Origin of the sequence: Pseudomonas synxantha, assembly GCF_900105675.1 — a bacterium.
Classification (GTDB): Bacteria; Pseudomonadota; Gammaproteobacteria; order Pseudomonadales; family Pseudomonadaceae; genus Aquipseudomonas; species Aquipseudomonas synxantha.
This window is the reverse complement of the sequence record NZ_LT629786.1, coordinates 1,819,768-1,845,286: the sequence shown is the minus strand read 5'-3', so window position 1 is coordinate 1,845,286 and position 25,519 is coordinate 1,819,768. Positions and strand designations below refer to the sequence as shown.

15 protein-coding genes are annotated in these 25,519 nt (G+C 59.0%); 6 read left to right on the top strand and 9 right to left on the bottom strand.

Annotation, left to right across the window (positions count from 1 at the left end; all coding sequences use genetic code 11):
• The first annotated feature begins 10 nt into the window (after positions 1-10).
• The 3 genes from BLU48_RS08850 to BLU48_RS08840 are packed head-to-tail and all read left to right on the top strand — an operon-like array spanning position 11 to position 5,477.
• Positions 11-1,252 carry an exonuclease SbcCD subunit D C-terminal domain-containing protein gene (locus tag BLU48_RS08850; RefSeq protein WP_057025263.1) on the top strand — a complete coding sequence of 414 codons (1,242 nt, stop codon included), beginning with the start codon at positions 11-13 and terminating at the stop codon, positions 1,250-1,252.
• On the top strand, positions 1,249-4,887 hold the full coding sequence (locus BLU48_RS08845) for an AAA family ATPase (RefSeq protein WP_057025262.1): 3,639 nt from the start codon (positions 1,249-1,251) through the stop codon (positions 4,885-4,887). Before BLU48_RS08850 ends, BLU48_RS08845 begins: the two co-directional genes overlap by 4 nt.
• Positions 4,884-5,477, top strand: coding sequence for a glutathione S-transferase (locus BLU48_RS08840; RefSeq protein ID WP_057025261.1), 594 nt, complete (start codon positions 4,884-4,886; stop codon positions 5,475-5,477). The genes BLU48_RS08845 and BLU48_RS08840 overlap by 4 nt, the downstream gene beginning before the upstream one ends.
• 56 nt (positions 5,478-5,533) lie before the next feature.
• On the opposite strand, the gene BLU48_RS08835 is transcribed toward BLU48_RS08840, so the two are convergent.
• From BLU48_RS08835 to BLU48_RS08825, 3 genes are all read right to left on the bottom strand, one after another.
• Positions 5,534-5,713 (bottom strand): hypothetical protein, encoded by a 180-nt coding sequence (locus tag BLU48_RS08835; protein WP_043050891.1) that lies wholly within the window; start codon positions 5,711-5,713, stop codon positions 5,534-5,536.
• A gap of 156 nt (positions 5,714-5,869) precedes the next feature.
• Positions 5,870-7,045 (bottom strand): lactonase family protein, encoded by a 1,176-nt coding sequence (locus BLU48_RS08830; protein ID WP_057025260.1) that lies wholly within the window; start codon positions 7,043-7,045, stop codon positions 5,870-5,872.
• The gene (locus BLU48_RS08825) at positions 7,032-7,328 is read right to left on the bottom strand and encodes a DUF5629 family protein (RefSeq protein ID WP_057025259.1); all 297 of its coding nucleotides are present in this window, start codon (positions 7,326-7,328) and stop codon (positions 7,032-7,034) included. The genes BLU48_RS08830 and BLU48_RS08825 overlap by 14 nt, the downstream gene beginning before the upstream one ends.
• 290 nt (positions 7,329-7,618) lie before the next feature.
• On the opposite strand from BLU48_RS08825, the gene BLU48_RS08820 reads away from it, so the two are divergent.
• Positions 7,619-12,727 (top strand): dermonecrotic toxin domain-containing protein, encoded by a 5,109-nt coding sequence (locus BLU48_RS08820; RefSeq protein WP_231989026.1) that lies wholly within the window; start codon positions 7,619-7,621, stop codon positions 12,725-12,727.
• A 55-nt stretch (positions 12,728-12,782) separates the two neighbouring features.
• On the opposite strand, the gene BLU48_RS08815 is transcribed toward BLU48_RS08820, so the two are convergent.
• On the bottom strand, positions 12,783-15,158 hold the full coding sequence (locus BLU48_RS08815; protein ID WP_057025257.1) for an efflux RND transporter permease subunit: 2,376 nt from the start codon (positions 15,156-15,158) through the stop codon (positions 12,783-12,785).
• Between the two features lie 16 nt (positions 15,159-15,174).
• On the bottom strand, positions 15,175-16,215 hold the full coding sequence (locus tag BLU48_RS08810; RefSeq protein ID WP_057025256.1) for a WD40/YVTN/BNR-like repeat-containing protein: 1,041 nt from the start codon (positions 16,213-16,215) through the stop codon (positions 15,175-15,177).
• Positions 16,216-16,546: 331 nt separating this feature from the next.
• Between BLU48_RS08810 and BLU48_RS08805 the strand changes: the two genes are divergently transcribed.
• Together BLU48_RS08805 and BLU48_RS08800 are read left to right on the top strand one after the other, a co-directional pair.
• Positions 16,547-17,662, top strand: a complete 1,116-nt coding sequence (locus BLU48_RS08805; protein ID WP_057025255.1) for a Gfo/Idh/MocA family protein — start codon at positions 16,547-16,549, stop codon at positions 17,660-17,662.
• Between the two features lie 383 nt (positions 17,663-18,045).
• Positions 18,046-20,139 carry a M10 family metallopeptidase C-terminal domain-containing protein gene (locus BLU48_RS08800; protein WP_231989025.1) on the top strand — a complete coding sequence of 698 codons (2,094 nt, stop codon included), beginning with the start codon at positions 18,046-18,048 and terminating at the stop codon, positions 20,137-20,139.
• Between the two features lie 24 nt (positions 20,140-20,163).
• On the opposite strand, the gene BLU48_RS08795 is transcribed toward BLU48_RS08800, so the two are convergent.
• The 4 genes from BLU48_RS08795 to BLU48_RS08780 all read right to left on the bottom strand — a co-directional run bounded on the left by BLU48_RS08795 (position 20,164) and on the right by BLU48_RS08780 (position 25,518).
• The gene (locus BLU48_RS08795; protein ID WP_057025253.1) at positions 20,164-21,867 is read right to left on the bottom strand and encodes an AMP-binding protein; all 1,704 of its coding nucleotides are present in this window, start codon (positions 21,865-21,867) and stop codon (positions 20,164-20,166) included.
• 32 nt (positions 21,868-21,899) lie between these two features.
• A complete protein-coding gene (locus BLU48_RS08790; protein WP_057025252.1) occupies positions 21,900-23,198 on the bottom strand; it encodes an acetyl-CoA C-acetyltransferase in 1,299 nt (432 codons plus the stop codon).
• Between the two features lie 48 nt (positions 23,199-23,246).
• Complete coding sequence (locus BLU48_RS08785; RefSeq protein ID WP_082636749.1) at positions 23,247-24,578, bottom strand: IS4 family transposase; 1,332 nt, start codon at positions 24,576-24,578, stop codon at positions 23,247-23,249.
• A gap of 64 nt (positions 24,579-24,642) precedes the next feature.
• The gene (locus BLU48_RS08780; RefSeq protein ID WP_057025139.1) at positions 24,643-25,518 is read right to left on the bottom strand and encodes a MaoC/PaaZ C-terminal domain-containing protein; all 876 of its coding nucleotides are present in this window, start codon (positions 25,516-25,518) and stop codon (positions 24,643-24,645) included.
• Between the last annotated feature and the right edge of the window lies 1 nt (position 25,519).

The following is a 25,519-nucleotide window of genomic DNA, read 5'->3' as shown; positions in this document are numbered from 1 at the left end:
GGAGTTCGCCTTGCGTCTGTTCCACACCTCCGACTGGCACCTGGGCCAAAACCTCCACGGCCAGGAACGCGACTTCGAACACGCCTGTTTCCTTGAGTGGCTGCTGGGCCAACTCAACGCCCAGCGCCCGGATGTGCTGTTGATCGCCGGGGATATCTTCGACACGGTCAACCCGCCGCTCAAGGCCCAGGAGCGTCTGTATGACTTCATCATCAGCGCCCACGAACAAAACCCGAAACTGACCATCGTGATGATCGCCGGTAACCACGACTCCGGTTCGCGTATCGAATTGCCCGCACCGCTGATGCGCCGCCTGCGCACCCATGCCCTGGGCCGGGTGTTGTGGCTGGACGACGGCCAACTGGATGCCGAACGCCTGCTGATTCCACTGCCCGATGCCAAAGGCAAGATTGCCGCCTGGTGCCTGGCATTGCCCTTCCTGCGCCCGGCGGAAGTCACCGGTGCACAGCTGGGTGATGACTACCTGCGCGGTATCGGCCAGGTGCATGAATGGCTGATCACCGCCGCCAACGCCAAACGCAAGAAAGGCCAGGCGCTGATAGCCATCAGCCATGCGCATATGGCCGGCGGTTCGGTGTCGGAAGACTCCGAGCGCAGCCTGATCATCGGCAACGCCGAGGCGCTGCCGGCCAGCCTTTTCGATAAAAGCGTCGGCTATGTTGCCCTCGGCCATTTGCACAAGCCGCAAAAGGTCAATGGTGAAGAGCGCATTCGCTATAGCGGCTCGCCGATTCCGCTGTCGTTTTCCGAAATCGGCTACAAGCACCAGGTACTCGACGTGATGTTCCAGGGCGAACGGCTGGTCAGCGTCGAACCGTTGCTGATTCCACGCTCGGTCAACCTGCAACGCCTGGAAGCCGCGCCCCTGGCCGAGATTCTCACGCAACTGGCCGCGCTGCCGGACATCGACCTGCTGGCCGAAACCCAGCGCCACCCCTGGCTGGAAGTGCGCGTGCGCCTCGACGAGCCGCAACCCGACCTGCGCCAGCAGATCGAAACCGCCCTGCAAGGCAAGGCCGTGCGCCTGGTGCGCATCGCCGCCGAATACGCCGGCCAGCGCGGCAACACCGAAACCGACGACGAGCGCTTGATCGAACTCGACCAGCTCACGCCCCAGGAACTGTTCAGCCGCGCCTGGCAGGACAGCTATGGCAGTGAAGTGGATGAACAGACCTTGAAAGACTTCGCCGTGCTGCTCCAGGAAGTACAACAAGCGGGTGAACAACCATGAAGATCCTTGCCATCCGCCTGAAAAACCTTGCCTCCCTGGCCGGCCCGTTCGAAATCGACTTTACCGCCGAGCCCCTGGCCAGTGCGGGCCTGTTTGCCATCACGGGGCCGACCGGGGCCGGTAAAAGTACCCTGCTCGATGCATTGTGCCTGGCGCTGTTTGGCGCGGTGCCGCGTCTGGGCGATACCGGCCAGGCGAAGATGCCGGATGCCGACACTGATATCTCCATCGGTGACCCGCGCACCCTGATTCGCCGCGGTACCGGTGGCGGCTACGCCGAGGTGGATTTCGTCGGCGTCAGCGGCCGTCGCTATCGCGCGCGCTGGGAAGCCAACCGAGCCCGCGACAAAGCCAGCGGCAAGTTGCAGAACAGCCGGCAAAGCCTGATCGACCTGGACAGCGAGCAACTGCTGGCCAGTCAGAAAACCGAATACAAGACCCAGCTGGAACTGGCCTTGGGCCTGAACTTCGAGCAGTTCACCCGTGCGGTGTTGCTGGCGCAAAGCGAGTTCAGCGCCTTTCTCAAGGCCAATGACAATGAGCGCAGCGAACTGCTGGAAAAGCTCACCGACACCGCGCTGTACACCCAGCTTGGCCGCCGTGCCTTCGACAAGGCCAAGGACGCCAAGGACGCCCACAAACAGTTGCAAGACCAGGCCACCGGCGTAGTGCCCCTGGCCGCCGAAGCCCGTGCCGAGCTGGATCAACAGCTGAACGAAGCCCAGCAACAGCTCAAGACCCGCCAGGCCCAGCTCAAGCAACTGGAGTTGCAGCACACCTGGCTCAAGGAGCTGCGTGAATGGCAGGAGCGCCAGCTCAGCGCCGTCGAACAGTTGCAACAAGCCCAACAGCACTGGGACAGCCAAGGCCCGCAACGCCAGGACCTGAGTCGCCTCGACCAGCTGGCGCCGCAACGCCATCAATTCCTGCGCCAGGCAGAACTGGGCACCTTGCTGACGCCGCTCGCCGCGCAGATTCAGCAGCACCTCGATCAGCAAGTCGCCCTGCATAGCCGCCAGGAACAGGCGCAACAGCAGCAACTGGCCGCCCACGCGGCATTGGCCGAGGCCCTGAAAAACCAGGCCGACGCCGCGCCCTTGCTGCGCCAGGCCGTGGAAGAACAAAACACCCTCGCCCACTTGACCAGGGAACTGGCCAAGCGCACCGAGGAAAAACAGCAGCACGCAAACGCCTGCACCGAAGGCCAGGCCCTGCTCGATGGTTTGCAAGACAAGCAGGCCCAAGTCGCCGAGCGCCTGCAACGCCTGGCCACCGAGCTTGAGCACAGCGCCGCCCTCGCCCCCTTGAGTGAGGCCTGGAACGCCTACCGCGACCGCCTGCAACAGCTGATGTTGGTCGGCAATCGCCTCAACAAAGGCCAGACCGAACTGCCGCAGCTCGAACAGCGTGCCAACACCGCCGACGCACAGTTCACCCAACAACGTGAAACCCTGGACCTGCTCTACCAGGAAGCCGGTGCTGAACCCCATGCGGTGGCCGAACAGATCCAGTTGCTGGCCAGCCTGCTGCAGGACAATCGCAAGCAACAGCGCGCCTTCGAAGACCTGGCACGCTTGTGGGACAGCCAGCAACAGCTGGATCAACAGGCCGCCACGCTGACGCAGAAACTGACCGACGCTGCGCAACGACGTGAGCAGCTGAACCAGGCTGGCCTGCAAACCAAGGCCGAACTCAGTGTTGCCGAGCAAGCCTTGTCGGTGACCAAGCAACTGTTGGAGCGCCAGCGCCTGGCCCGCAGTGCCAGCGTCGAGGAACTACGCGGGCAGTTGCAGGATGACCAACCCTGCCCGGTATGCGGCAGCCACGAGCATCCGTTTCACCAGCCCGAAGCCCTGCTGCAAAGCCTCGGTCGCCACGATGAAAACGAAGAAGCCACGGCACAGAAGGCCGTCGACAGCCTCAAGGAAAAACTCACCGAGTTGCGCGGTGAGGTCGGCGGCCTGATCGCCGAACAAAAGGAATTCCTGCGCCAACAGGAACAGCTGGCTACACAGCAACAGGGCCTGGCACTAAGTCTGCAAGCCCATTCGCTGTCCGCTTCGCTGTTCAATCAGGACGTCGCCCAACGCAGCACCTGGCTGGCCCAACAATTGGCACAGCTGACCCAAAGCATCAGCCAGGACGAACAGCGCCAAAGCGCCCTGCTCAACCTGCAACAAAATGCCGGTCGCTTGCAGCAACAACTGCAAGCGGCCCAGGACGCCAGCCAGCAAGCCCGGCAATTGCTGCTGGACCAGCAGCGCGAACTGGCCAATGACCGCGAACGCCTCGGCGCAGAACTCAACGCCTTCGCCGGCCTGTTGCCCGCCGATACCCTGGAAGGCTTGCGCAGCGACCCCGCGACGACCTTCATGCGCCTCGACCAACAGGTCAGCCAGCGCCTGGAACAGTTGAGCCATCAGCGTGATGAACTGGCCGAGCAGCAAGAGCGCCAACAAGCCATCGAGAAACAACAGACCCACCAGCAACACCGTCAGCAGCAACTCGACACCCTGAATCTGCAGGTCAACGAGTTGGCGGCGCAGCAACAGGTGATCCAGGAAAAACTCAGCGCCTTACTAGGTGACCACCCCAGCGCCGAACACTGGCAGCAACAGCTGGAGCAGAGCATCGAGCAGTCACGCCAGGCAGAGAACGATGCCAACCAGCAACTGCACGCCATGCACACGGCCCTGGTGCAGGTGGCGGCGGACCTCAAGGCCCTGCAGGAACGCCAGCAAGCACTGCAAGCTGAGCAACACAACCTGGCCACGCGCGTCACCGAGTGGCGCGCCCTGCACCCTGAACTGGATGACGACGGCCTGACACGCTTGCTGGCCTTCGATGAAGCCCAGGTCACGCAACTGCGCCAGCAGCTGCACAACAGCGAAAAAGCCGTCGAGCAGGCCAAGGTATTGCTGCAAGAGCGTGAACAACGCCTGGCCGAACACCAGGCATTGCACAACGGCAATCTGGACGCCGAGCAATTGGACAACAGCCTGGCGACGCTGAATCAGCAACTGGCCGACGGCGAGAAACACTGCGCGGAACTGCGCGCACGTCAATCTGAAGACCAGCGCCGCCAGGACGCCAACCGGGCCCTCACCGAACAGATCACCAAGGCTTACGAAGAGTGGCAACGCTGGGCGCGCCTGAATGCGCTGATCGGCTCGGCCACCGGCGATACCTTCCGCAAGATCGCCCAGGCCTATAACCTCGATTTGCTGGTGCACCACGCCAACGTACAACTGCGCCAACTGGTGCGCCGCTACCGGCTTAAACGTGGCGGCAGCATGCTCGGCCTGCTCGTGATGGACACCGAGATGGGCGACGAACTGCGCTCGGTGCACTCGCTCTCGGGTGGCGAAACCTTCCTGGTGTCGTTGGCGCTGGCCCTGGGCCTGGCGTCCATGGCGTCGAGTACCTTGAAGATCGAATCGCTGTTTATCGACGAAGGTTTCGGCAGCCTCGACCCCGAGTCGCTGCAATTGGCCATGGACGCCCTGGACGGCTTGCAGGCCCAGGGCCGCAAGGTCGCGGTGATCTCCCACGTGCAGGAAATGCACGAACGCATCCCGGTGCAGATCCAGGTCAAGCGCCAGGGTAATGGCTTGAGTACTTTGGAGGTCAAGTGAGCGAGGCGCTGCTGTATTCGTTCCGGCGTTGCCCCTATGCGATGCGGGCACGCCTGGCGTTGCGTTATTCAGGCGTGGCGGTGCGCATTGTCGAAGTCAGCCTGAAAGCCAAGCCGGCCGAGATGCTGGCGCTGTCGCCCAAGGGTACGGTGCCAGTGTTGAGCGTGCAGGGTCGAGTGCTCGAAGAAAGCCTGGACATCATGCAATGGGCCCTGGCGCAGCACGATCCTGATGATTGGGCGCTCAAGGGCAACCCTGCGGTATTGGCGCTGATAGCCGAGAATGATCAGGCGTTCAAACATCAATTGAATCGATACAAGTATGCCGAGCGCTACCCGGGGCAGCCGATGGAACATTATCGGGCCGAGGGCGAGGTGTTCTTGCAGAAGCTGGAGGATTTGCTGGCGAGTCGGGAGTATTTGCTCGCCGATCACCTGAGCCTGGCGGATGTGGCGCTGGCGCCATTTGTACGGCAGTTTGCTCATGTGGATCGAGAGTGGTTTGCGGCTACGCCCTATCGGCGATTGCAGGCTTGGTTGCAGCGGTTTCTTGAGTCGCCGCTATTTGTTGCAGTAATGGCAAAATCTTAAAACCAACACAATCAAACTGTGGGAGGGGGCTTACCCCTCCCACAGTTTGATCTTCATTAAGCCTGGGTTTTATGATCCAGCGCCGCGTAGAAGTTGGCGCTCTGTTGCAGGTATTTCTGGGTATAGGCGGTAACGCTGGATTTTTTGCCGGTGACTTCCACGCTGGCAGCGGCTGGCAATGCTACGGTGGCGGAAACAGCGGAAGCAGCGATGATGGAGAAGAGATTCAAGTTCATGGCGGTAACCCTTGTGTTCGTTTGGTTGAGTGGCCGGTGGAGGCCTTGGAACTCAACTTACGCCCGAGGGTTTGACCTTAGAAATGCTTTGAAACAGTAGCTGCTATCAATGCAATTAATACAAAGGCTCAGGCCCCGCAATGCGGGGCCTGTGGCTTATTGACGCACCAGGAACTTGATGTCGCTGGGCGCATCGATCGGCAACTTCTGCACGGTTTTACCCAGCAGGCCAGTCTTGGGGTCGCGTTCTATCACCACGATTTCATTGCTTTTCTGGTTGGCGGTCAGCAGGAACTTGCCGCTGGGGTCGAGGCTGAACTCGCGTGGGTGATCACCTTCGACGGAGCGGCGCTGGACTTCCTTGAGGTGCGCGGTGGCCGGATCGATGCTGAACACCAGCAACTGATTGGCCGTGCCACGGTTGCTTACATAGAGGAACTTGCCATCGCTTGAAGCATGCAACGCAGCACCGGCCTTGTCGGATACCGGTTGGCCGGCGGCATAGTCCAGCAACTGGGTTTGCGTCAGCTTGCCGTCGTTATAGTCGAACACGGCGACTTGGGCGCTCATCTCGGTAGTCAACCAGGCGTGTTTGCCGTCAGCGCTGAACAGCAAGTGGCGCGGGCCACTGCCCGGCGGCAACTGCACCGAAGGCGGGTTCGCGGGGGTCAGCGGCAGTTCGTGATTGGCCTTGGGGTCGTATTGGTAGACAAACACCTTGTCCGCCCCCAGGTCCTGTACGAATACATACTTGCCATCCGGCGACGACACCACCGAATGCACATGGTTGGAGGCCTGGCGCTCAGGGTTCACCCGGCTGGCCGGGTGCCCGCTCAACTGCACCGGGGCCGAGAGCTTGCCCTCGCCGTCTACCGGCAGGATCGCCAGGCTGCCGCCCGGGTCTTCCAGCACCGAATAATTGGCGACGAACAGGTGGCGGCCATCGGCGGCGACGCTGGAATGGGTAGGCTCATTGCCCAGGCTCTGAACCTGGTTGATCAGGGTGAGCTGATAGTTCTTTGGGTCGATGCGGTAGCTGCTGACACGGCCGACCGGGTCTTTCTGGCCCGGGCCGTTCTCGTTGACCACAAACAGGTACTTCTGGTCCTGGGAAACCGTCAACCACGAGGGGTTGGCCGTCTTGGCAGCCAGTACGGGCTGGCCGCTGAACTGGCCGGTTCGGCTGTCAAACTGCAGCCGGTAGATCCCTTCGCTGGTACCGGCGGTGTAGCTGCCCACCAACAGTTCATAGGTGTCAGCCGGTGCAGCCTGCACCGACATGGCACCGACGCTGCCCGCCATCAACAGGGGCCAGAATTTACGCATCAACATCGGCTTGATCCTCATCGTTATTGTTGCCGGTGAAGGCGCTCATGCAGATCAGGCGGTGCTCGCCTGAATCACCGGTCAGGGTCCAGCTTTGCAGGGTGTCGTCAAACCTGGCCGCCTGGACCTGGGCCAGGTTGAATGCCCAGCGTTTTTCAGCACGGCCGTCCATGGCGGTGATCAGCAGCTTTGCGGCGTCAAGCGTGAAGTCAAAGGCGTGCAGGCCATCGATTTCAAGCATGTCGCAGGTGGCAAGGACGGTCGTGAGGGTCGCAGTTTCGGCAGTCATAACATCAGTCGTTCAGAGGAAAGACCTCATGATAGGTCAAATTGTTGCATCAACCTAAAACCCTGCTTTCAACCCTTCAGGCCATTTACATGCTGCGATAATTGCCGCACCCCGCTTGAGCCCGCGCAGCATCGGCATTTGCCGGCGATACATCACTTTCGGAAACAGTTGATTATCCGCTGTCCATTTCATGGTTAAGCGCTGGTCGGTAGTTTCCGCTCACCTGTTGCCTCAATGCGCCCAGGGTTAAATCGCTACGCCGAGCACGATCTCAACGACAAGGAAGCTATATGATGATCCATGGAAATCACCCTAACCGCCTTTTTGACCACACCTTGAGCCCTTTACCGCTTGCGCCCGTTACCCGTAAGCCGGGTGAAGTGTCCGAAACAACCCTTGGCAGCCACTCCGACGCCTCACCCCAAACAGGCCACGACCAATCACTGCGCAGACGCCGGCGCGATACCACCGTTCATTACGATGTATCGGCGGGGTCGTCATCGCTCAGGTCCGGCTTGACCTTTGTGCCGCTGAACCCGTCGCCTGCCGTTACGATTTCAACACCGCAGCCCGCTACCGACGTCACTGCCAACACGGTCGCACACCAATTCGCTGGCCGGCCCACGCTTCGCTCAGTGGTGTCGAACTTACTCAGCGACGCCATCACAAACCTGTACCCCACCTTGGCGTTTGACCCTGAATACACAGCGCTGGCCGAACCCATTTCCAACAACCCCCCCCAATACTGCTTGACCCCTTTGCTGGACCTGGCCCTGGAATACCTGACCCGCGACGGCGAGCTGGACTTTACCGATAGACACTCACTGGCTTGCACGCTGATTGATCAAGCCACGGGCCATACGCTCAAGCCGGGGCCCTTGGCGGGAGCGCTGGTGCCAGGCATCGATATGCAGGCCGTTGAACTGATCATCCGCAGCCTGCGAACTACGCTCAAGAGCGGGTTCGAACAAGCGCTGGTTCGCCATTTCACCGGCAACGCGTATTCCGCCCAAAACACCCTCGGCGCTGAGACAAGCCGTTGGCTATGGCTCAGTGACACACTCAGGGACACCCTCAGAACCGCTGCGTTGAAACAGCCAGGGCTCACTGAATTGCAACGCCAAACCCTCGATCAGGTCGCAACCTACCCGGATCGTGCGCAACGCCAAGCTGCACATGGAAACGCTGCGGCCAAGGTGTTTATCCTCGATACCACCATAAGCCACGGCGCCACTCAATACGCTCAGTTCAGCCCTGACCTGTTAATCACACGAGAGGTCGCCGGTCGTACGCAGGTGTTGCATACAACCCCTGCTGGGGTCGTGACACCGTATGACTCATTACAGGCATTCGGCCAAGCCTGGGGGCGAAACCAGGAGAAAGCATTTGTCTTCGATAGCCTTGACTGGAAGCGCCAGGAGCCCGACGCGAACATTTTTGATACACAAGCGGCACTCATCCTCAATGCCATGGTGGAAAACGTGGCGTCCATTGATCTTCCGACGTCGGGTACGCTTGATCAGCTGGAACAGGCATTTTCCCAGGCAAGCGACCCGAGCCCCTGGTTTACCGGCGCCTATGCTGCGAATGCTGCCGAGGTTGGGCGACTGCTTGATAATTTGCCAGCCTGGCTCAAAAACGCCAACGAAGCGGAGCGCGACACCTATCGGCATCATTCACTGGCACTGGCCAGTAGCGTCAAGCGCAACGACGGCCGTACATTCCTCGACGGTATCCCCGATATCCGCAGCTATACCGAGCAACAGCTGGACGAGCAATTGTCCGGCAAGGGCTACACGGCGAAGGATGTGGAAGTGGTGTTCAAGGTTGCCGTAGGTAACCTGGGCAGCGGCTACATCGAACGGGTGAAGATGAGCCTGGTCGACATGGCCCTGGAAAACCTAGCAGGCTTGCCCAAAGGGCAGATGGAGGTTCATCTGCGAGGGCAACCGGTCAGCGACCCGCAAATGCCGCAAATGCTCAAGAACCTGATCAACCGCGTTGATATCGGTCAGCACTACCCACAACTGTTGAAGCGCGAACTTCTCAGCGACACCGAGCTATCTCGGGATCGGACCGCGCGTTTTGTCGAACAGGTGCCGATCCAGCTCGCCATGCAGGCGCTGGAACTCAAACTCAAGGGCGAGGCCGGCATCAGCACCCAGGGTTATCGTTTTATTGAAGCGATCATCCAGCCTGGCGCGGGCAGCAAACAGGTAGACGGACAAGAGATCACCGTGCGCCCCCTGGCATTTGTACGCAAGCAGGGGGCCACACCGGACCAGGTCGACAATATGTTTTTGATCGAACCGCTGAACGCCACCAGCGGCCCGCATCTGCTCTATCGTCCGCAGATGAAGCCTGCCTTGCTCGAATTTGCCAGCCGCGAGGCACTGCTGGAGGCCATCCGCAAGCCTGGCCCGTTGCAAGAAAGCGTTCTGGCCTGGTTGAAGGATGACCGGGTCCGAGCGGTCTATGGCAATGGCGGTTTTCGCACGCCGAATATTTCACGCTACTCCGTATTCAATGAGTTCGACCCGCCCACCACGCCCAAGCCCACGACCCTTGCGGTCGACGGTTATGCGGGCGCCACCGCGCTACGCCAAGACCTGCTCAACGGCGACCTGATGAAGCATTGGTTCCACTCCAACGCGAATAGCCTGATCACCCTGGCAGAAGGCCAATCTTCCTCCGACGCTGAAAGCCGCTGGGCCTCGCACAAGGAACTCGGCTGGCTGTTGTTCAACACATTGCTGCCGGTATTGCGTGGGCCCGGGGCGATGGCAGGTTGGTTATTGCAATTGGCCAACAGCGAAGAAGACATCAAGCGGCTCTCCACACCAAACGACCCGGACCCGACTTCAGCGGTGATCGACCTGCTGATCAATTTGGGCATGACGCTGACCCATGCTCCGACCGGCGAGCCTGGCAAGCCAGCGCGGTCCTTTGAACACTTCAAGCAGGACGCCCATTCCGACAGCCTCGGTCCGCGCCCTCGCGACAGCAATCAGCCAATAACACGCCAGGCTGTGATCCATCAGGACCCAACGCCTCCCTCCTCCGGCAATTTTGGCGGCGACGGTACGGCCATCGATATCCGCTTATCCAGCCCGCGAGGCTTGACGCCAAGCCTGCTTGCGCACATCGACTCGTTCAAAGTAACGGCACCGACCGCCCCTGGCTCGCCCATCGCCGAAGGTATCAAGAAAGGCCTGTACCAAGTGAACGACAAGTTGTACGCCAATATCGACAATCACTGGTATCGCGTAGCGATCGACCTGGACGGCCCTTTCGTTATTGATGAACAGAACAAGGCACGTACGGCGCCGCCCATACAACGCGATGCCCAGGGTCGTTGGTATTTTGACGTCGCCCCCAAGCTCAAGGGCGGAATGCTGAAAAACAAGAGCCCGCAGGAGACGGTCATAGCAGACCTGCAAGCGCAGAAACAAGTAAAAACGACCTACAAGCGCAGCTTCCGGGAAGCGACCAAATTGGCAGAGTCCCATGCAACCAAAATCGATAAGATCAAAACCAGCCTCTCCGAGTACGAGACCGCTCGAAAAAAGCTCAAGACGCTTCGCAACCTATCCAGTAGTGAGGATGCAGCACAGCGATTTCTTGCGCCCTATCTGGAACAGTGCCAGGTCACCAAGGCGCTCAAGAGTAATCTGGACCAGCAACTCCAGGCGCTCAAGCCGCTGACACAAGCCCTCAAGGCGGCCAGCGAAAAAACCATTGAAATTATTGCGCCAAAAAAAATCGGCGGGATCGACGACTCGTCCCAATTCAAACAGGACCGCTCTGCCATATACCAAGGCATCCTGCACGCCCTGATTGAAATAGATAATATTTACACGGCTCTGTTCAACGACGCCCGCTACATTGGAGTGGACGGCGCCTCGCTGGAGGAGTTGATGCAGCAGTCCAATAACGGCTCCAGGATCGCTTACGATGAGTCAATGGAGGTGTCCGAAGTGGCCTATCACGCTACTGAGAATCTATTGGCGTCGAGGCAGGCGGTCAGTGATGCATTTGATCAGTGGAAGAAAGACTCCCCCTTTGGTAATAAAAAGGCCGAGGAGTACATCAAAGAGCGCTACACCGCCCCTCCCGCCGCCAGAATACTGACATCAAAACTGAACAGGATGTCGTTCCTCAAGCTAATGACCACAACATGGCCAGCCCGCAGCGCAGAGGCAACCAATCGCCTGCAAATGAAACGTTTCCTGACAGAATCCCTGAAAAGCGAAATGGCCGCTTTTAACGATCTGCGCCAATACACCGGCTACACCTTAAGCGAGCGCAATGCCACACTGACTACCATTATCACTAAATACAAACAGGTATTAAGCGATAGCGTTCTTATGCAGGAGGAGTATCCGGAGCTCTTTCGGGCGCAATACCACCAGCGTTTCACCGAGGTGCTCAATGAGCTCATCGCCGAAGCGGAGGCCGAGTTGGTCCAGGTCGTCGAAGAAGAGCAGTTTCTGATTCCAGCAGCGCCCGCACGCAGCGACCAACAGACCAGACCGCGTAATCAACGCGTGTTCAAGACCGAACACAAGGAGACCTTGCTCGGCACCCTACGCGCCCCGGAACCCGGTCAGACTTTTGATATTGTCGATGTGCTCGACCCACAAAGCGGCCAACCCGTGGCGAGCTACAGCGACCACTCGGATGTGGATGGTCGTGGATGGGTAAGAATCATCCCTGCTGAGCCCGTACAAACGACCCATGAGTCTTCCCCCACGAAGTCCTTGGCGAGCTACAAGAGAGAGGTACAAGCGCTGATAGATGGCACAGTCAATATCGAACGTTCAATTCGCTTCCAGAAGACGAAGCTTGCCGATCCGCTGCGACGCGACAACCTTTCCCCCAAGGATTGGTACGACATGCTGCAGGCACCGGCCAGCCAACTCAAGGTAATGGCGGAGCAAGCCGAAGCCAGCCATCACGCCAAGCCTGAAACGGCCGAATTGGTTGCACGATGGCGAGCCACCGCTGAAGAGTTGCTGCACAAAGCCCGCCAACATGCGGCGGACGGCTATCTGGTTCAGCCGCCGACTGCGGAAAATGTAGACTTCTTGTGGCGCAATGGTTTTGTCGATATCAACTTGGTGAAGCGGGACACGCCTACAGAGAGTGGTGATTTCTTCACCGAATACTCCGTTCGCCAAAAAGGCCAAGAAAAACCGATATGGTATGCCCACTTTCACTACCCAAAGGCAAACTGGCCACACGCCGATTACACAGCTGCGCATCTGAAAATCGCATCCCAGCAGCTCAAAACCCAAAAGGACTTGATTCGCGAAGCAGGAAAAAATGGCACCGTGGAGAAAATAATCAGAGCCAGGATCACAGCGCCTCTGGATGAGAAGTTGTTCCTGAGATTGTGAGCCTAAGCCTTAGGCGCAGTAAAAAGCCGCACTCAGTGCGGCTTTTTTCGTTGGCTCAGTGGGCAAACAACGAATTACCCTTCTGCCCCGCCAGCTTCTCCGGCTTGATCAGGAACCGCGCCAGGGCCGGCAGCAGCCACAGTGCGCCAAACATGTTCCACAGCAACATAAAGGTCAGCATCAGGCCCATGTCGGCCTGGAACTTGATGGCCGAGAAGATCCAGGTGCACACGCCGATGGCCAGGCACAGGCCGGTGAACAGCACGGCCTTGCCGGTGGATTTCAACGTCTGGTAGTACGCCTCCTGCAGCGGCAGGCCGGCGCGCAGGAAGCTTTCCAGGCGGCTGTAGATGTAGATGCCGTAGTCCACGCCAATCCCCACGCCCAGGGCCACTACCGGCAAGGTCGCAACCTTGACGCCGATCCCCATGAACGCCATCAGTGCGTTGCCCAGTACCGAGGTCAATACCAGCGGCAGCACGATGCACAGGGTCGCCGCCCAGGAACGGAAGGTGATCATGCACATGGTCGCTACGCACAGGTACACCAGGATCAGGATGATCAGCTCCGACTCCTTGATCACCTCATTGGTGGCCGCTTCGATCCCGGCATTGCCGGCGGCGAGGATGAATTCAAGGCCGTCCTTGTTGTTCTCCTTGGCGAAGTCCTGCACCGCATGCACGGCGCGGTCGAGGGTTTCGGCCTTGTGATCGTTGAGGAACACCAGCACCGGCGCCAGGGAGCAATTGTTGTTGTACAGACCATCGGCGCGGGCGATGGAGTTATTGAGCACGTCCGGGTTACGTGACAGGGTTTCCCACTTCAGGTTGCCTTCGTTCATGCCCTTGATCATCTGCTTGGACACGGTCACCAACGAGATTGCCGACTGCACGCCCTCGGTGTTCTGCATCTTCCACATCAACTGGTCGATAGGCGCCATGGCTTCGTAGCGCGAGCAGCCTTCGGACTTGGTCTTGACCATCACCACCAGTACGTCGGAACTGGTGGAATAATTGCTGATGATGAAGTTGTTGTCTTTGTTGTAGCGCGAGTCCGGGCGTAGTTCCGGGGCGCCTTGGTCAAGGTCGCCGATCTTCAGGTTCTGGCTGTACCAGAGACCGCCGCCAAAGGCGATCAGCGCCAGGAAAATCGAAACCGGCGCGACCTTCGGACTGGCAAATTTGGACAGCAGCCGCCAGAAACGGTGTTCGCGATGCGCATCCTTTTTACTGCGCTCAATCGCGCGCTTGCTGATACCCACGTAGGAGATCGCCACCGGCAGCAGGATCAGGTTGGTAAACACGATCACTGCCACACCGATGGAAGCACCGATGGCCAGCTCGCGGATCACGCCGATGTCGATGATCAGCAGCGTGATAAAACCCACCGCGTCGGCGAGGATCGCGATCATCCCCGGCAGGAACAACTGGCGGAAGGTACGCCGTGCGGCGGTCAGGGCGTTATCGGCGTCACTGGATTGCAGGGCGATGCCGTTGATCTTCTGTACGCCATGGGAAATACCGATGGCGAAGATCAGGAACGGCACCAGCATTGAGTATGGGTCCAACCCGAAGCCGACCGCGTGCATCAAGCCCAACTGCCAGACCACCGCCACCAGGGTGGTGATCAATACGGCGATGGTGCTGCGGATGCACCAAGTGAACCAGTAGAGCAGCACCAGGGTGATCATGAAGGCGATGCCAAAGAACAGTACCACCATGATCAAGCCATCGATCAGGTCGCCGACTTTCTTGGCGAAACCGACGATGTGGATTTTCACATTAGGGTTTTGCGCCTCGAACTTGTTGCGGATCTTGTCCTCAAGTTCATGGGAAAACTTCTGGTAGTCCAAGGCCAGCAATTTGCCCTGGTCCTGCGGGTCTGGATAGGACTCCAGCAGCGGGATATCGACGATACTCGACTTGAAGTCATTGGCCACCAGACGCCCGACCTGGCCGGACTTGAGCACGTTGTTACGCAGCTGGTCGAGGCTTTGCGGCGAGCCGTTGTAGCTCTGCGGGATGACTTCGCCACCGGCAAAGCCTTCTTCGGTCACTTCGGTCCAGCGTACGCTGGGGCTCCACAATGATTTGAGGCCCGAGCGATCGACGCCGGAGATGTAGAACACCTCGTCGTTGATCTGCCGCAGGGTCTCCATGTACTCCTTCGTGAAGATGTCGCCGTCCTTGGCCTCCACCGAGATACGCACGGTATTGCCCAGGTTGGCCAGGTCGTTGCGGTGCTCCATCATCTTTTCGATGAAGGGGTGCTTGAGGGGGATCATCTTTTCAAAGCTGGTGGACGGGCGAATCAAGGTCGCCTGCCAGAACAGGAACACGCTCACCAGCAGGCAGATGATGATCACCGCCGGGCGATTGTTGAAGATCAGGCGCTCAAGAAAGGTCGCTTTATCGTTGTGATGACTGCTCATGCTTTCCCCGCCCTTATTATTGTTTTACGAGTTCGGCGCCAGCGGGCGTGGCGACACGAACGCCGCCCTGCCCGACCAGAATCAAGTTGCCATTGCCTGCGGCCGTGACCGCCGAGAGTGAAATCCGGTCCGGGCGATTGAATACGCTGAACGTCTGGCCGTCGTCATGACTGACCACCACGCTGCCGCCATTGCCGACGACGACGATGGAGCCATCATCGAGCAACGTCGCCCCAGACAAGCCGAACTCCAACGCACCGCGTGTGGCATTGAGCTCGACCTGATCCCAGGTGCTGCCAAAATCGGTGGAGCGATACAGGTTGCCGCGCAAACCGTAGGCCAACAGGGTCTGCGGCTGCGCCGTGCTGATCACGCCAAACAGCGAGCCTTCATAGGGGCCTTCGAGTTTTTCCCAGCTCTGGCCGTCGTCGCTGGAGCGGAACATGCTGCCTTGCTCACCGACGATAAACAGGCCGGCGCCCTTGATCGAGGCGATGGCGTTGAGGTGGAACTGGTCTTCATTGTCGAGGCGGTCGCTGACGTCGTTCCAGGACGTGCCGCCGTCGGTGGTTTCGATCAGCGCACCATAGGCGCCCACGGCGAGGCCATGGTTGGCATCGTTGAACCATACATCGAGCAACGGGGCTTCGCGCTTGAGGTCTTGATATTGCTGGGTCCAGGTAGCGCCGCCATCGGCACTGGCAAGGATTTGCGCATCATGGCCGACGGCCCAACCGTGCTTGTCATCGGCGAAAAACACCGCCGTGAGCAGTTGCCGGGTAGGTACCTTGGCTTGGGTCCAGGTGTTGCCCTGATCATCGGAATAGAGGATATGCCCGCGATCGCCGACCGCCACCAGGCGCTTGCCTGCGTGGACTACATCGATCATCAGGCCTTTGGCAGCCTTGGGCGATTCAATCGCAAACACCGCGGCGGCGGTGGAATCGCTGGCAGCCAGTACCGGCGTCGACAACACGGCCCCGGCAAGCAGCGAGAGCGCTGTGGCCAGCAACGCAACCCTGCGTGCGGCACGTGGGCGGCAAACAACCCAACCCATGACAGGCTCACTCATAGACCTTTCTCCCATTTATTATTGTTAGGTCGTCTCATCTTCCAGGGCCGTGAAACCTGCAATCTAGAGCGCCTGGAGTAAGCAGGGGCCATCCTATCGGGCTTTGGAATCGTCTGACAATCGGCGCTGCGTTATCTTTTGTTAACTGGCGGCATTTGGCCAGGGGTGAATATGGCTTTATCAGCAGAAATGATGAGCCTATGGCGCGTAGCGCACTTGCTGAAGAGCAATGAATTTTTATTCCACCTATTGAATTAAACGAATATTTATTCCATTAATAGCCTTCCTGAAAACAATAATCCAAAGGACCACGGCTATGCGTGAACTCGGAATCGGCTTGATCGGCACAGGCTTCATGGGCCGCGCCCACGCGCTGGCGTTCAATAACGCGCGGGCGGTGTTTGAACTGCCGGTGCACCTCAAGCTGGCCGCCTTGGCCGATGCCGACACCGAGCGCGCCCAGCGCTGTGCCTCGACTTGGGGCTTTGCCCAGGCTCATGGCAACTGGCAAACACTGATCGACGACCCCAAGGTCGACGTTGTTGCCATCACGACGCCCAATCATCTGCACTATCCCATGGCCATGGCCGCAATCGCGGCAGGCAAGGCGGTGTATTGCGAGAAACCCCTGGCCGTCAGCCTCGAGCAGGCCGACGCCATGCGCCGCGCCGCCAGTGCTGCCGGGGTGGTGACACGGGTCGGCTACAACTACCAGCACAACCCGATGATCGTGCTGGCAAAGCAGATGATTGCCAACGGCGACCTCGGCGAGATCATCAGCTTCCAGGGTGAATTCAGCGAGGACTTCATGGCCGACCCGAGCTCCCCCTGGTCGTGGCGTTGTGAAGTCGAACACGCCGGTGGTGCCCTGGCCGACCTGGGTAGTCATCTGCTGTCAATGGCGCGCTATTTGGTCGGTGATGTAGTCAGTGTGTGTGCCGATACCCAGACCGTCCACGCTCAACGGCCCGTCACCCAGGGCAGCAGCGCTTTGAAACCGATTGCCGTGGATGACCAGGTGCATGCCCTGCTGCGCTTTGCCAACGGTGCCAGCGGCACGATAAGCAGCAGCTGGCTCAAGCACGGCTACAAAAATCACCTGGGCTTTGAGATCAGCGGGACCCAGGGAACCTTGGCGTTCGACCAGGAACGTTTGAATGAACTGCGCCTGTATCGCATCGGCCAGGATGGTTTTCAACGCGTACTGGCAGGCCCCGCCCTGCCCGGCTATGCCGCATTCAGCCCGGCGGCGGGGCACCAGTTGGGCTACAACGAGCTGAAGACGCTGGAGGTGCAGGAGTTGATCATGGCCCTGGCCGGCCAGGGCGCCGATGGAACGGACTTCGAGGCCGCGTGGGAAGTTGAGCGGTTAGCGGCGGCGATTCGCGTGGCGGCTCGCGAAGAACGCTGGGTCAAGGTCAGCGAACTATAGAGCACACAGGTCTATCCGATCAGACGGTCCAACGCCGCCCTTGCCTACGGGGTCGGCGTGCACCGTCCTGCTTATCCATCAGTATGTAACCATCATTCAACTCAGTAAAAAAATGTTTGATCGCACTGCAACGAGTAACTTTTCCTAACTTAAAATCGCTATATCTGCGCTCTGAAAAAAACACACTTCATACACCGCTACGCAAATACGCAACACTTTAAAGCACTTCCAACTTGTTATCACACACCGACATAAATACCCCACTACCCTTCTGTTAAAAAACAAGCCACCTTACGCACGCCAGACACTCAAATATCTTTGCGCCTCATAAAAATCAACATTTGCGGAATACAATCATGCTAAGTACTGGAACTCACGCGCCAATGCACCTGCGCCAGCAAATCCAATCCCCCACTGTCGACACGCCATCACCCGCCGCTTCCTCCTCTCTATCGGACAAAGTCGCCCAGCAACTTACTCGCGAAAACTTGAAACTAAAGGATAAGAATGGCGATGGCCAAGTATCGGTTTCTTACAAGTTCTTCAATCCCGCGGACCCGGACACAGCCTGGCTCAAGGGCGGTGGTGCGCTTGAATTCAGCCAGGCCAGAAAGAAAGCGTTCAGAAGCGCAATCAAGGCTTGGGAGGATGTGGTCAAGGTCAAGTTCACCGAAAACGCCAAGCATGCAGACGCATTTTTTGTACTTCATGCCAACAATGGGGTCGGCGGGTATGCAGTCATGCCCAATGATCAGGGAGAAGCCAATATAGGCATCGGCGTGGGTGACAAGAATTTCCCACCCCATTCATCGATGATTCATGAACTTGGCCATAGCTTGGGATTACAACATCCAAACGGGAACTATCCGGAAAACAGCCACACGCATACAGCCATGAGTTACAACAACAAGTGGTGGCGCCCAGCCGATGAGCGCGGCGTGAGTGTTTCGGATAGCAACTTGACCCCGGCCATGCACGATATCGCAGCCGCCCACCTTTTATACGAACCCAATTACGAAACTCGAAAAGGTAATACAACTTATGGTTTCAACTCCAATACTGAGCGTGACCACTATACGTTGACTTCCGCCGACGAGTTGACCAACTTTTGTGTCTGGGACGGCGGCGGCGAAGACACCTTGGATTTTTCCGGCTTCAGGCAGAATCAAAAGATCAACCTGGGTGCCGAGACACTCTCGGATGTGGGCGGCCGCATGGGCAACGTATCCATCGCCAAGGGCGTTGTCATGGAAAATGCTATCGGCGGCTCCGGGCACGATGTGTTGATTGGCAATCACGTCAACAACCGCATGACGGGAGGGGCAGGAGGCGACACGCTGACCGGGGGTGCAGGCGCAGATACCTTTGTCTATAACCGGGCCAGCGACTCACCGGCTAAAAACCCGGATACGCTCGCGGACTTCACGAGCGGTATCGACAAGATCGATCTATCTGGACTATTGAAAGAGGCGGGCCTCCAGAATCTCGAATTCGTTGATCAACACACGGGGCGCAAAGGTGAACTGACGCTGGACTACGATGCAAACATCAAACTGCACAGGCTGGTCCTGAATGTGAATGGCGACCCTGCATCCGCGCTGGTGATCCTGAGCAAAGGCCCGATAAAACCTGGAGATATCTTGACGGGGGCTACGCCTGACACACCCGTTACGCCAGATGTGCCAGATGTGCCGGTTACACCTGTCGTGCCGCCAAAACCAAATCCAGAACCAGAACCAGAACCAGAACCAGAACGTACGCCCATTCCCGTACCCAAGCCGGCCCCCGCTCCGCCGCTTCCGGTCACGCCTGCACGCTCAGAATGCGATGCGACCGACACCGTCTACGGTTTCAATGCCAATACCGGCCAGCGTGAAACGAGCCTTTCGTCTCCCACTGACAAACCCGGTTTCAGCGTGCATGACCTAAAGGGTAATGACACGCTGGACTTTTCCGGTTTCGCGCAAGCCCAGCGAATCAACCTGGCGCCGAATTCGCGCTCCAGCGTCGGTGGTTTGGCTGACAACGTGTACATCGCACCCGACACCCTCATCGAAAATGCCGTCGGCGGCCAAGGCAACGACCGTATTGTCGGAAACAGCGGCGATAACGTGTTGACCGGCGGGGGCGGAGCCGACCACCTGGCCGGTAATGGTGGCTTCAACACGTTCACCTACCAGGCCGCCAGTGACTCCACGCGCAACAACCCGGACTTGCTCACGGACTTCACCACAGGCCAGGACAAGATCGACTTGAGCAGCCTGAGTAGAAACACACAGGTCACGCTCAACCACGTCAGTCAATACAGCGGACGACCGGGCGATACCCTCCTGACCTTCAACCCGAACACCCAGCGGTACTTCCTCGCCGTTGATCTGACGGGTGATCGCAAGACTGACTTTCTGATCAAAAGCACTCGGCCGATCTACAGCGAGGATGTCATTGGCCTCAACATTCAGGATGATGGTTACCTCTGACCGTTGCTGACAACGTCCAGAGTGTCAGCGCAACGCCCGCCGCAGTACCTTGCCGACCGTCGTCTTGGGCAGTTCGGTACTGCGAAACTCTACATACCGCGGCACCTTGTACCCCGTCAGGTATTCCCGGCAATGCGCGAGGATCTGCTCCTGGGTCAGGTCCGGGTCCTTGCGCACCACGATGATCTTGACCTTCTCCCCCGTCACCGCATCTTCCACACCAATGGCCGCCACTTCACCGACACCCGGGTGCATCGCCACCACATCCTCGATTTCATTGGGGTACACGTTGAAACCCGAGACCAGGATCATGTCCTTCTTGCGGTCCACCAGGCGGATATAGCCGCGGGCGTCCATCACCCCGATATCACCGGTGGACAGCCAGCCCTCGGCGTCCAGCACCTCGGCGGTTTCCTTAGGGCGCTGCCAGTAGCCCTGCATCACTTGCGGGCCGCGTACTTGCAGTTCGCCTTGCTCGCCGATATCCGCCAGCTCGCCATCTTCGCGAACAAAGCGCACCCAGGTCGATGGCAACGGCACGCCAATGCTGCCGGTGAATTCCATCTCGCGCATGCGGGAAATATCGATGGGGCTGATGCTCACCACCGGCGAACATTCGGTCAGCCCGTAACCTTCGACGATCGGCAGCCCAGTGACTTCTTTCCAGCGCTTGGCCACGGCGGTGTGGGTGGCCATGCCACCGGCGATCACCAGGCGCAGGTCAGAAAAGTCCCTTGCGCAGAACTCCTTGTTCTCCAGCAAGCCGTTGAACAACGTGTTCACCCCGGCAATCCCGTTGAAGCGCTCTTTGCGCAGGATCATCTGCACGCGCTTCACGTCCCGCGGGTTGGCGATCAGGATATTGCGCCCGCCCAGGCACATGAACATCAGGCAGTTCACCGTCAGGGAAAAGATGTGATACAGCGGCAACAGGGTCACGTTGGTTTCCTGCTTGTGCTGGTCCAGTTGGTCGCCGACCCAGGCCTTGGCTTGCAATAGGTTGGCGATGATATTGCGATGGCTGAGCATCACTCCCTTGGCATCGCCGGTGGTGCCGCCGGTATATTGCAAAAAGGCGAGTTCGTCGCGATCCAGGGTGACCGGCAGATGATTCAGCGCCCTGCCCTGTTTCATCACCTGATTGAAACGCAGCGCGCCGGGCAGCTTGAAGGCTGGTACCTGCTTCTGCACACGGCGCAGGATGAAGTTCATCGCCGCGCCCTTGAAGGTGCCCAACAAATCACCGATCGCCGCGACTATCACGCGCTTGACGCTGCTGCCTGCCATGGCTTTTTCCAGGGTGCGGGCAAAATTCTCGAAGATCACCACGGTCTCTGCGCCGCTGTCCTTGAGCAAATGCTTGAGTTCATGGGCGGTGTACAACGGGTTGACGTTGACCACCACTGCCCCGGCCAGGATCGTACCCAACAGGCAGATCGGGTACTGCAAGCAGTTGGGCATCATCAGCGCCACGCGGTCGCCCTTCTTCACACCCTGGCCCTGCAGCCAGGCCGCAAACGCAATGCCCTGGACCTGCCAGTCGGCGTAAGTCATTTCGGTGCCGATGCTGACGTAGGCGACCCGCTCGCGGAATTTTTCCAGGTGTTCCAGGAACACTTCGCGCAATGACGGGTAGTCCTCGATCCCGGCATCGATGTCGGCCGGAACGCCGGGCAGGTAAGCGTTCAACCAGATACGTTCGCTGTGTTCCAGGCTGATAGCGTTCATGGCAGTGTCCTTATTGTTGTTTTTTGACAGCATTATTTTTCGACGATGGCGGTGATGCCCAACCCGCCCGCTGCACAGATCGAGATCAGGCCGCGACCACCACCGCGTTCATGGATCGCCTTGGCCAGTGCCGCCAGTTGCCGGCCACCGGTGGCGGCAAAGGGGTGGCCACAGCCCAGTGAGCCGCCGTTGACATTCATCTTGCTGCGGTCAATGGCCCCCAAGGGCGCGTCCAAGCCCAGGCGCTCGCGGCAATACTCGGGGTCTTCCCAGGCCTTGAGCGTACACAGCACCTGGGCGGCAAAGGCTTCGTGGATCTCGAACAAATCGAAGTCGGCAAAACTCAAGCCCTCGCGCTCAAGCATGCGCGGTACGGCGTACGCTGGCGCCATCAGCAGGCCCTCGGTGCCGTCGACAAAATTCACCGCCGCCGTCTCACCCGTGCGCAAATAAGCCAGCACCGGCCAGCCGTTGGCGCTGGCCCATTCTTCACTGGCGAGCAGCACCACCGAGGCGCCGTCGGTCAGCGGCGTGGAATTACCGGCAGTGAGCGTGCCGTCCTGCCGGTCGAATGCCGGCGATAGACCTGCGAGTCTTTCAAGGCTGATATCGGCGCGCAGGTTGTTGTCCCGGGCCAGGCCGCGATGGGGGCTGATCAGGTCGTCGAAGAAGCCGCGGTTATAGGCCGCATCCAGGCGCTGGTGGCTGGTGAGGGTCAGTTCGTCCTGGGCCAGGCGCTTGATCTGCCAGCGCTTGGCCATTGCTTCGCAGTGCTCGCCCATGGACAGCCCGGTGCGCGGCTCGCCATTGCGCGGCAATAATGGTTTGAAGAACATCGACGGACGCACTTTCAGCAAGGTCTTGAGCTTGTCGCCCATGCCCTTGGCCCGATTGGCGGCGAGCAAAGTGTGGCGCAACGTTTCGTTGATACCTATGGGCGCATCGGAGGTGGTGTCGGCGCCGCCGGCAATGCCGACCTCGATCTGGCCGAGGGCGATTTTATTCGCCACCAACAGCGCGGCTTCAAGCCCGGTGCCGCAGGCTTGTTGTACATCATAGGCCGGGGTCTGTGGCGACAGCGTGGTGGACAATAAAGACTCACGGGCCAGGTTGAAATCCCGTGAATGCTTGACCACCGCCCCGGCGGCAAACTCGCCCAGGCGCTGGCCGTGCAGGTTGTAGCGGTCTACCAGACCTTGCAGGGCGGCGACCAAAAGATCTTGGTTGCTGTCGTGGGCGTACACCGTGTTGGAGCGCGCAAACGGGATGCGGTTGCCGCCGATGATCGCCACGCGGCGGGTCGGGGCCGGGTTGAAGCTGTAGTCACTCATGCCTGGCTCTCTTTCCAAATGAATAGCCCGCGCATATGGTAATGCTGTTCACTTAAGCGGAGCAGCCTTACGGTTTACTGGAAACCTGGTTTTTGAGATCTTCACCGTCCTTGGTCTTGATGGCCTTGGGCGGTGATCCAAAAACAGCCCTCCGACTCCCGCCCTCAGTTCTGACAAGCGCCTTCCTGTCGCCGAAATAGGATTAGCCGCAGCCATCACAATCAATTGCACCGCAATGTATTGGCACGCCGGCTTGAAACGAATATCTGATGGTGTGCGACCGAACGCTACGGCAGCTAGACTGGCCTCCCGCCGGATCACGTTGTAAGCCAGTAAAAGCCCCCATACTTCTTGGTATATCAGGTCGATCTTCTTGCTACGCAGAGTCACTGCGTTCTGCTGCATTGAGCTTTTGATGTCTCTGAAGCCCAGCTCTATCTCCCATCGCTCCTGATACAACTTGGCAATCATCTTGGCGCTATAAGTTTCGACGGGCAGTGAAGTCATCACCGTTTTGAGCTTCCCTTGGACTTCATAGCTGACCGCGCGCACCTCCCAGTGACGGGGTAAATTGGGGTTTTGCTTTCTAGCTTGTTGGGACACTTTCATGCGTAACAATCGGTCGTGCTTGCCGTAACGAGCAACCTCTTCGCTTACCACCCCTTTGCGCTCCGGGATCAGCCAGTGGCGATTGATGCCGGCACCGCTCAAGCTCAGTAACAAATTCGCGCTCCAGAAACCCTTGTCGAACAGCGTCACTGAGTGGTCAGGGATTTGTTGAAGAAACTCGTCAGCCAAGCGCATTTCACTGCGCCGATAGGGACTCAGCTGAGCATCCAGAAGCAGGTGCGAACGCACATTCATCAAGGCGACAAGACGCAGCATTGGAAACGGTGTCTGACGATCAGTGCCGGTGTTTCCTGAGCCAAAATGATCTCGTAGCTCCTGATTATCGGGAGTTCGCAGAAGCGCTCCGTCTACTGCAAACACTTGTAAATCCTGCCAGGTATCTCCGTTGTAACGCTCGCCGCCCCATTGACTACCGGTCTTGCGGAACAGCCATTCGACTGGATCAGAGCCTAATCGTTTGCGAGCTTCAGTCACGCCGCTTCTGGCCAGCAAATGATCGCTAGCAAGCCCCTGAGCACAAATATTCAAACGTCTAGCCACTTCATGAACGGGTTCGTCACGAAACAACGCCATGCCCAGAACGAGCCAAAGCACCTGATCGGCTGGCAAGCGGCGCCTACGGATGGTGGCTTGGGAGGAGAGCCCGAGTGCCGATGCGACCCACTCGACGGGGATGTTCTGGGTGAAGGTGCTCAGGTCTGAGAAGTTAAAAAGATCGCCAAGGTCGAGCAGTTCTTGTTGAACAGACATAAAAAATCCGATGCCAGGAGTCTGGCATCGGATTTTCTAGGAAGCCCAGCGTGAGCTCAAATGCTTAAGTGAACAGCATTACGCGCATATGGGGTTTGTCCCCAGCAAAATTGCGCACTTCGAACTCACGCCGTGGGCCGGTCACCGGGTGGTTCCACAGGGCGACCTGGCCGGGCAGGAAGATCGGCAACTTGAAGTCGCAATGGGCCTGGGCCTGGTCCAGGCCACCGGGTGGTTGTTGCGCCGCCAATGCGCGCCCGAGGGTCCACATGCCATGGGCGATGGCACGCCGGAAACCGAAGAGCCTGGCGCCGATGACCGAGGTGTGAATCGGATTGAAGTCCCCCGAGACCTTGGCAAAGCGTCGCCCCAGATCAGCCGGCAATACCCAGCGCTGGGTGCGCAACAAACCATCTTCCTGAAGGGGCAAAGGGTCACTCCAGGGTTCACCCACGGGGTTGTCGACGTCACGACGCAGGTACAGGCTGTCGCTTTCCCACACCAGGGCCTCAGCACCGTAGGCGCGGGTGGCGATACTCAGCGCCTGCCCCTTTGGATGGGCGACCCAACGCTCGCAATACACCTCCAGGCGCAGCGCCTGGCCCTCGTGCAGGCGTTGGTGCTGGCGAATGCGATTGGCCAGGTGCACCATGCCGCTGGCCGGGTACGGGAAGCTTGGCCGGGTCAGCAGCATCAAATGCAGTGGGAATGCCAACACATGGGGGTAGGACATTGGCACGCCCTGTTCACGCCGAAAGCCACAGGCTCGGGCGTAAGCGGCGATGCCTGCGGGCGACAGCTCCACCGCCGAGCGCACAAGTCGCGCCGTAGGCAACGGCGGTGCGCCGTCGAGCTTGGGCTTGCGCAAGGCGCGCATGCCATCGAGCAACAACTGGGTGCGCGAGGGCGCTGGGTCGATAATCTGCGTGACGTAATCCATC

What these genes read in the sequence shown, in the direction of transcription:
- BLU48_RS08815 (WP_057025257.1), bottom strand. Translation starts at nt 15,158, where the DNA reads ATGAGCAGTCATCACAACGATAAAGCGACCTTTCTTGAGCGCCTGATC.
- BLU48_RS08825 (WP_057025259.1), bottom strand. Translation starts at nt 7,328, where the DNA reads ATGACTGCCGAAACTGCGACCCTCACGACCGTCCTTGCCACCTGCGAC.
- BLU48_RS08785 (WP_082636749.1), bottom strand. Translation starts at nt 24,578, where the DNA reads ATGTCTGTTCAACAAGAACTGCTCGACCTTGGCGATCTTTTTAACTTC.
- BLU48_RS08830 (WP_057025260.1), bottom strand. Translation starts at nt 7,045, where the DNA reads ATGTTGATGCGTAAATTCTGGCCCCTGTTGATGGCGGGCAGCGTCGGT.
- BLU48_RS08845 (WP_057025262.1), top strand. Translation starts at nt 1,249, where the DNA reads ATGAAGATCCTTGCCATCCGCCTGAAAAACCTTGCCTCCCTGGCCGGC.
- BLU48_RS08810 (WP_057025256.1), bottom strand. Translation starts at nt 16,215, where the DNA reads ATGGGTTGGGTTGTTTGCCGCCCACGTGCCGCACGCAGGGTTGCGTTG.
- BLU48_RS08805 (WP_057025255.1), top strand. Translation starts at nt 16,547, where the DNA reads ATGCGTGAACTCGGAATCGGCTTGATCGGCACAGGCTTCATGGGCCGC.
- BLU48_RS08790 (WP_057025252.1), bottom strand. Translation starts at nt 23,198, where the DNA reads ATGAGTGACTACAGCTTCAACCCGGCCCCGACCCGCCGCGTGGCGATC.
- BLU48_RS08780 (WP_057025139.1), bottom strand. Translation starts at nt 25,518, where the DNA reads ATGGATTACGTCACGCAGATTATCGACCCAGCGCCCTCGCGCACCCAG.
- BLU48_RS08795 (WP_057025253.1), bottom strand. Translation starts at nt 21,867, where the DNA reads ATGAACGCTATCAGCCTGGAACACAGCGAACGTATCTGGTTGAACGCT.
- BLU48_RS08835 (WP_043050891.1), bottom strand. Translation starts at nt 5,713, where the DNA reads ATGAACTTGAATCTCTTCTCCATCATCGCTGCTTCCGCTGTTTCCGCC.
- BLU48_RS08820 (WP_231989026.1), top strand. Translation starts at nt 7,619, where the DNA reads ATGATGATCCATGGAAATCACCCTAACCGCCTTTTTGACCACACCTTG.
- BLU48_RS08800 (WP_231989025.1), top strand. Translation starts at nt 18,046, where the DNA reads ATGCACCTGCGCCAGCAAATCCAATCCCCCACTGTCGACACGCCATCA.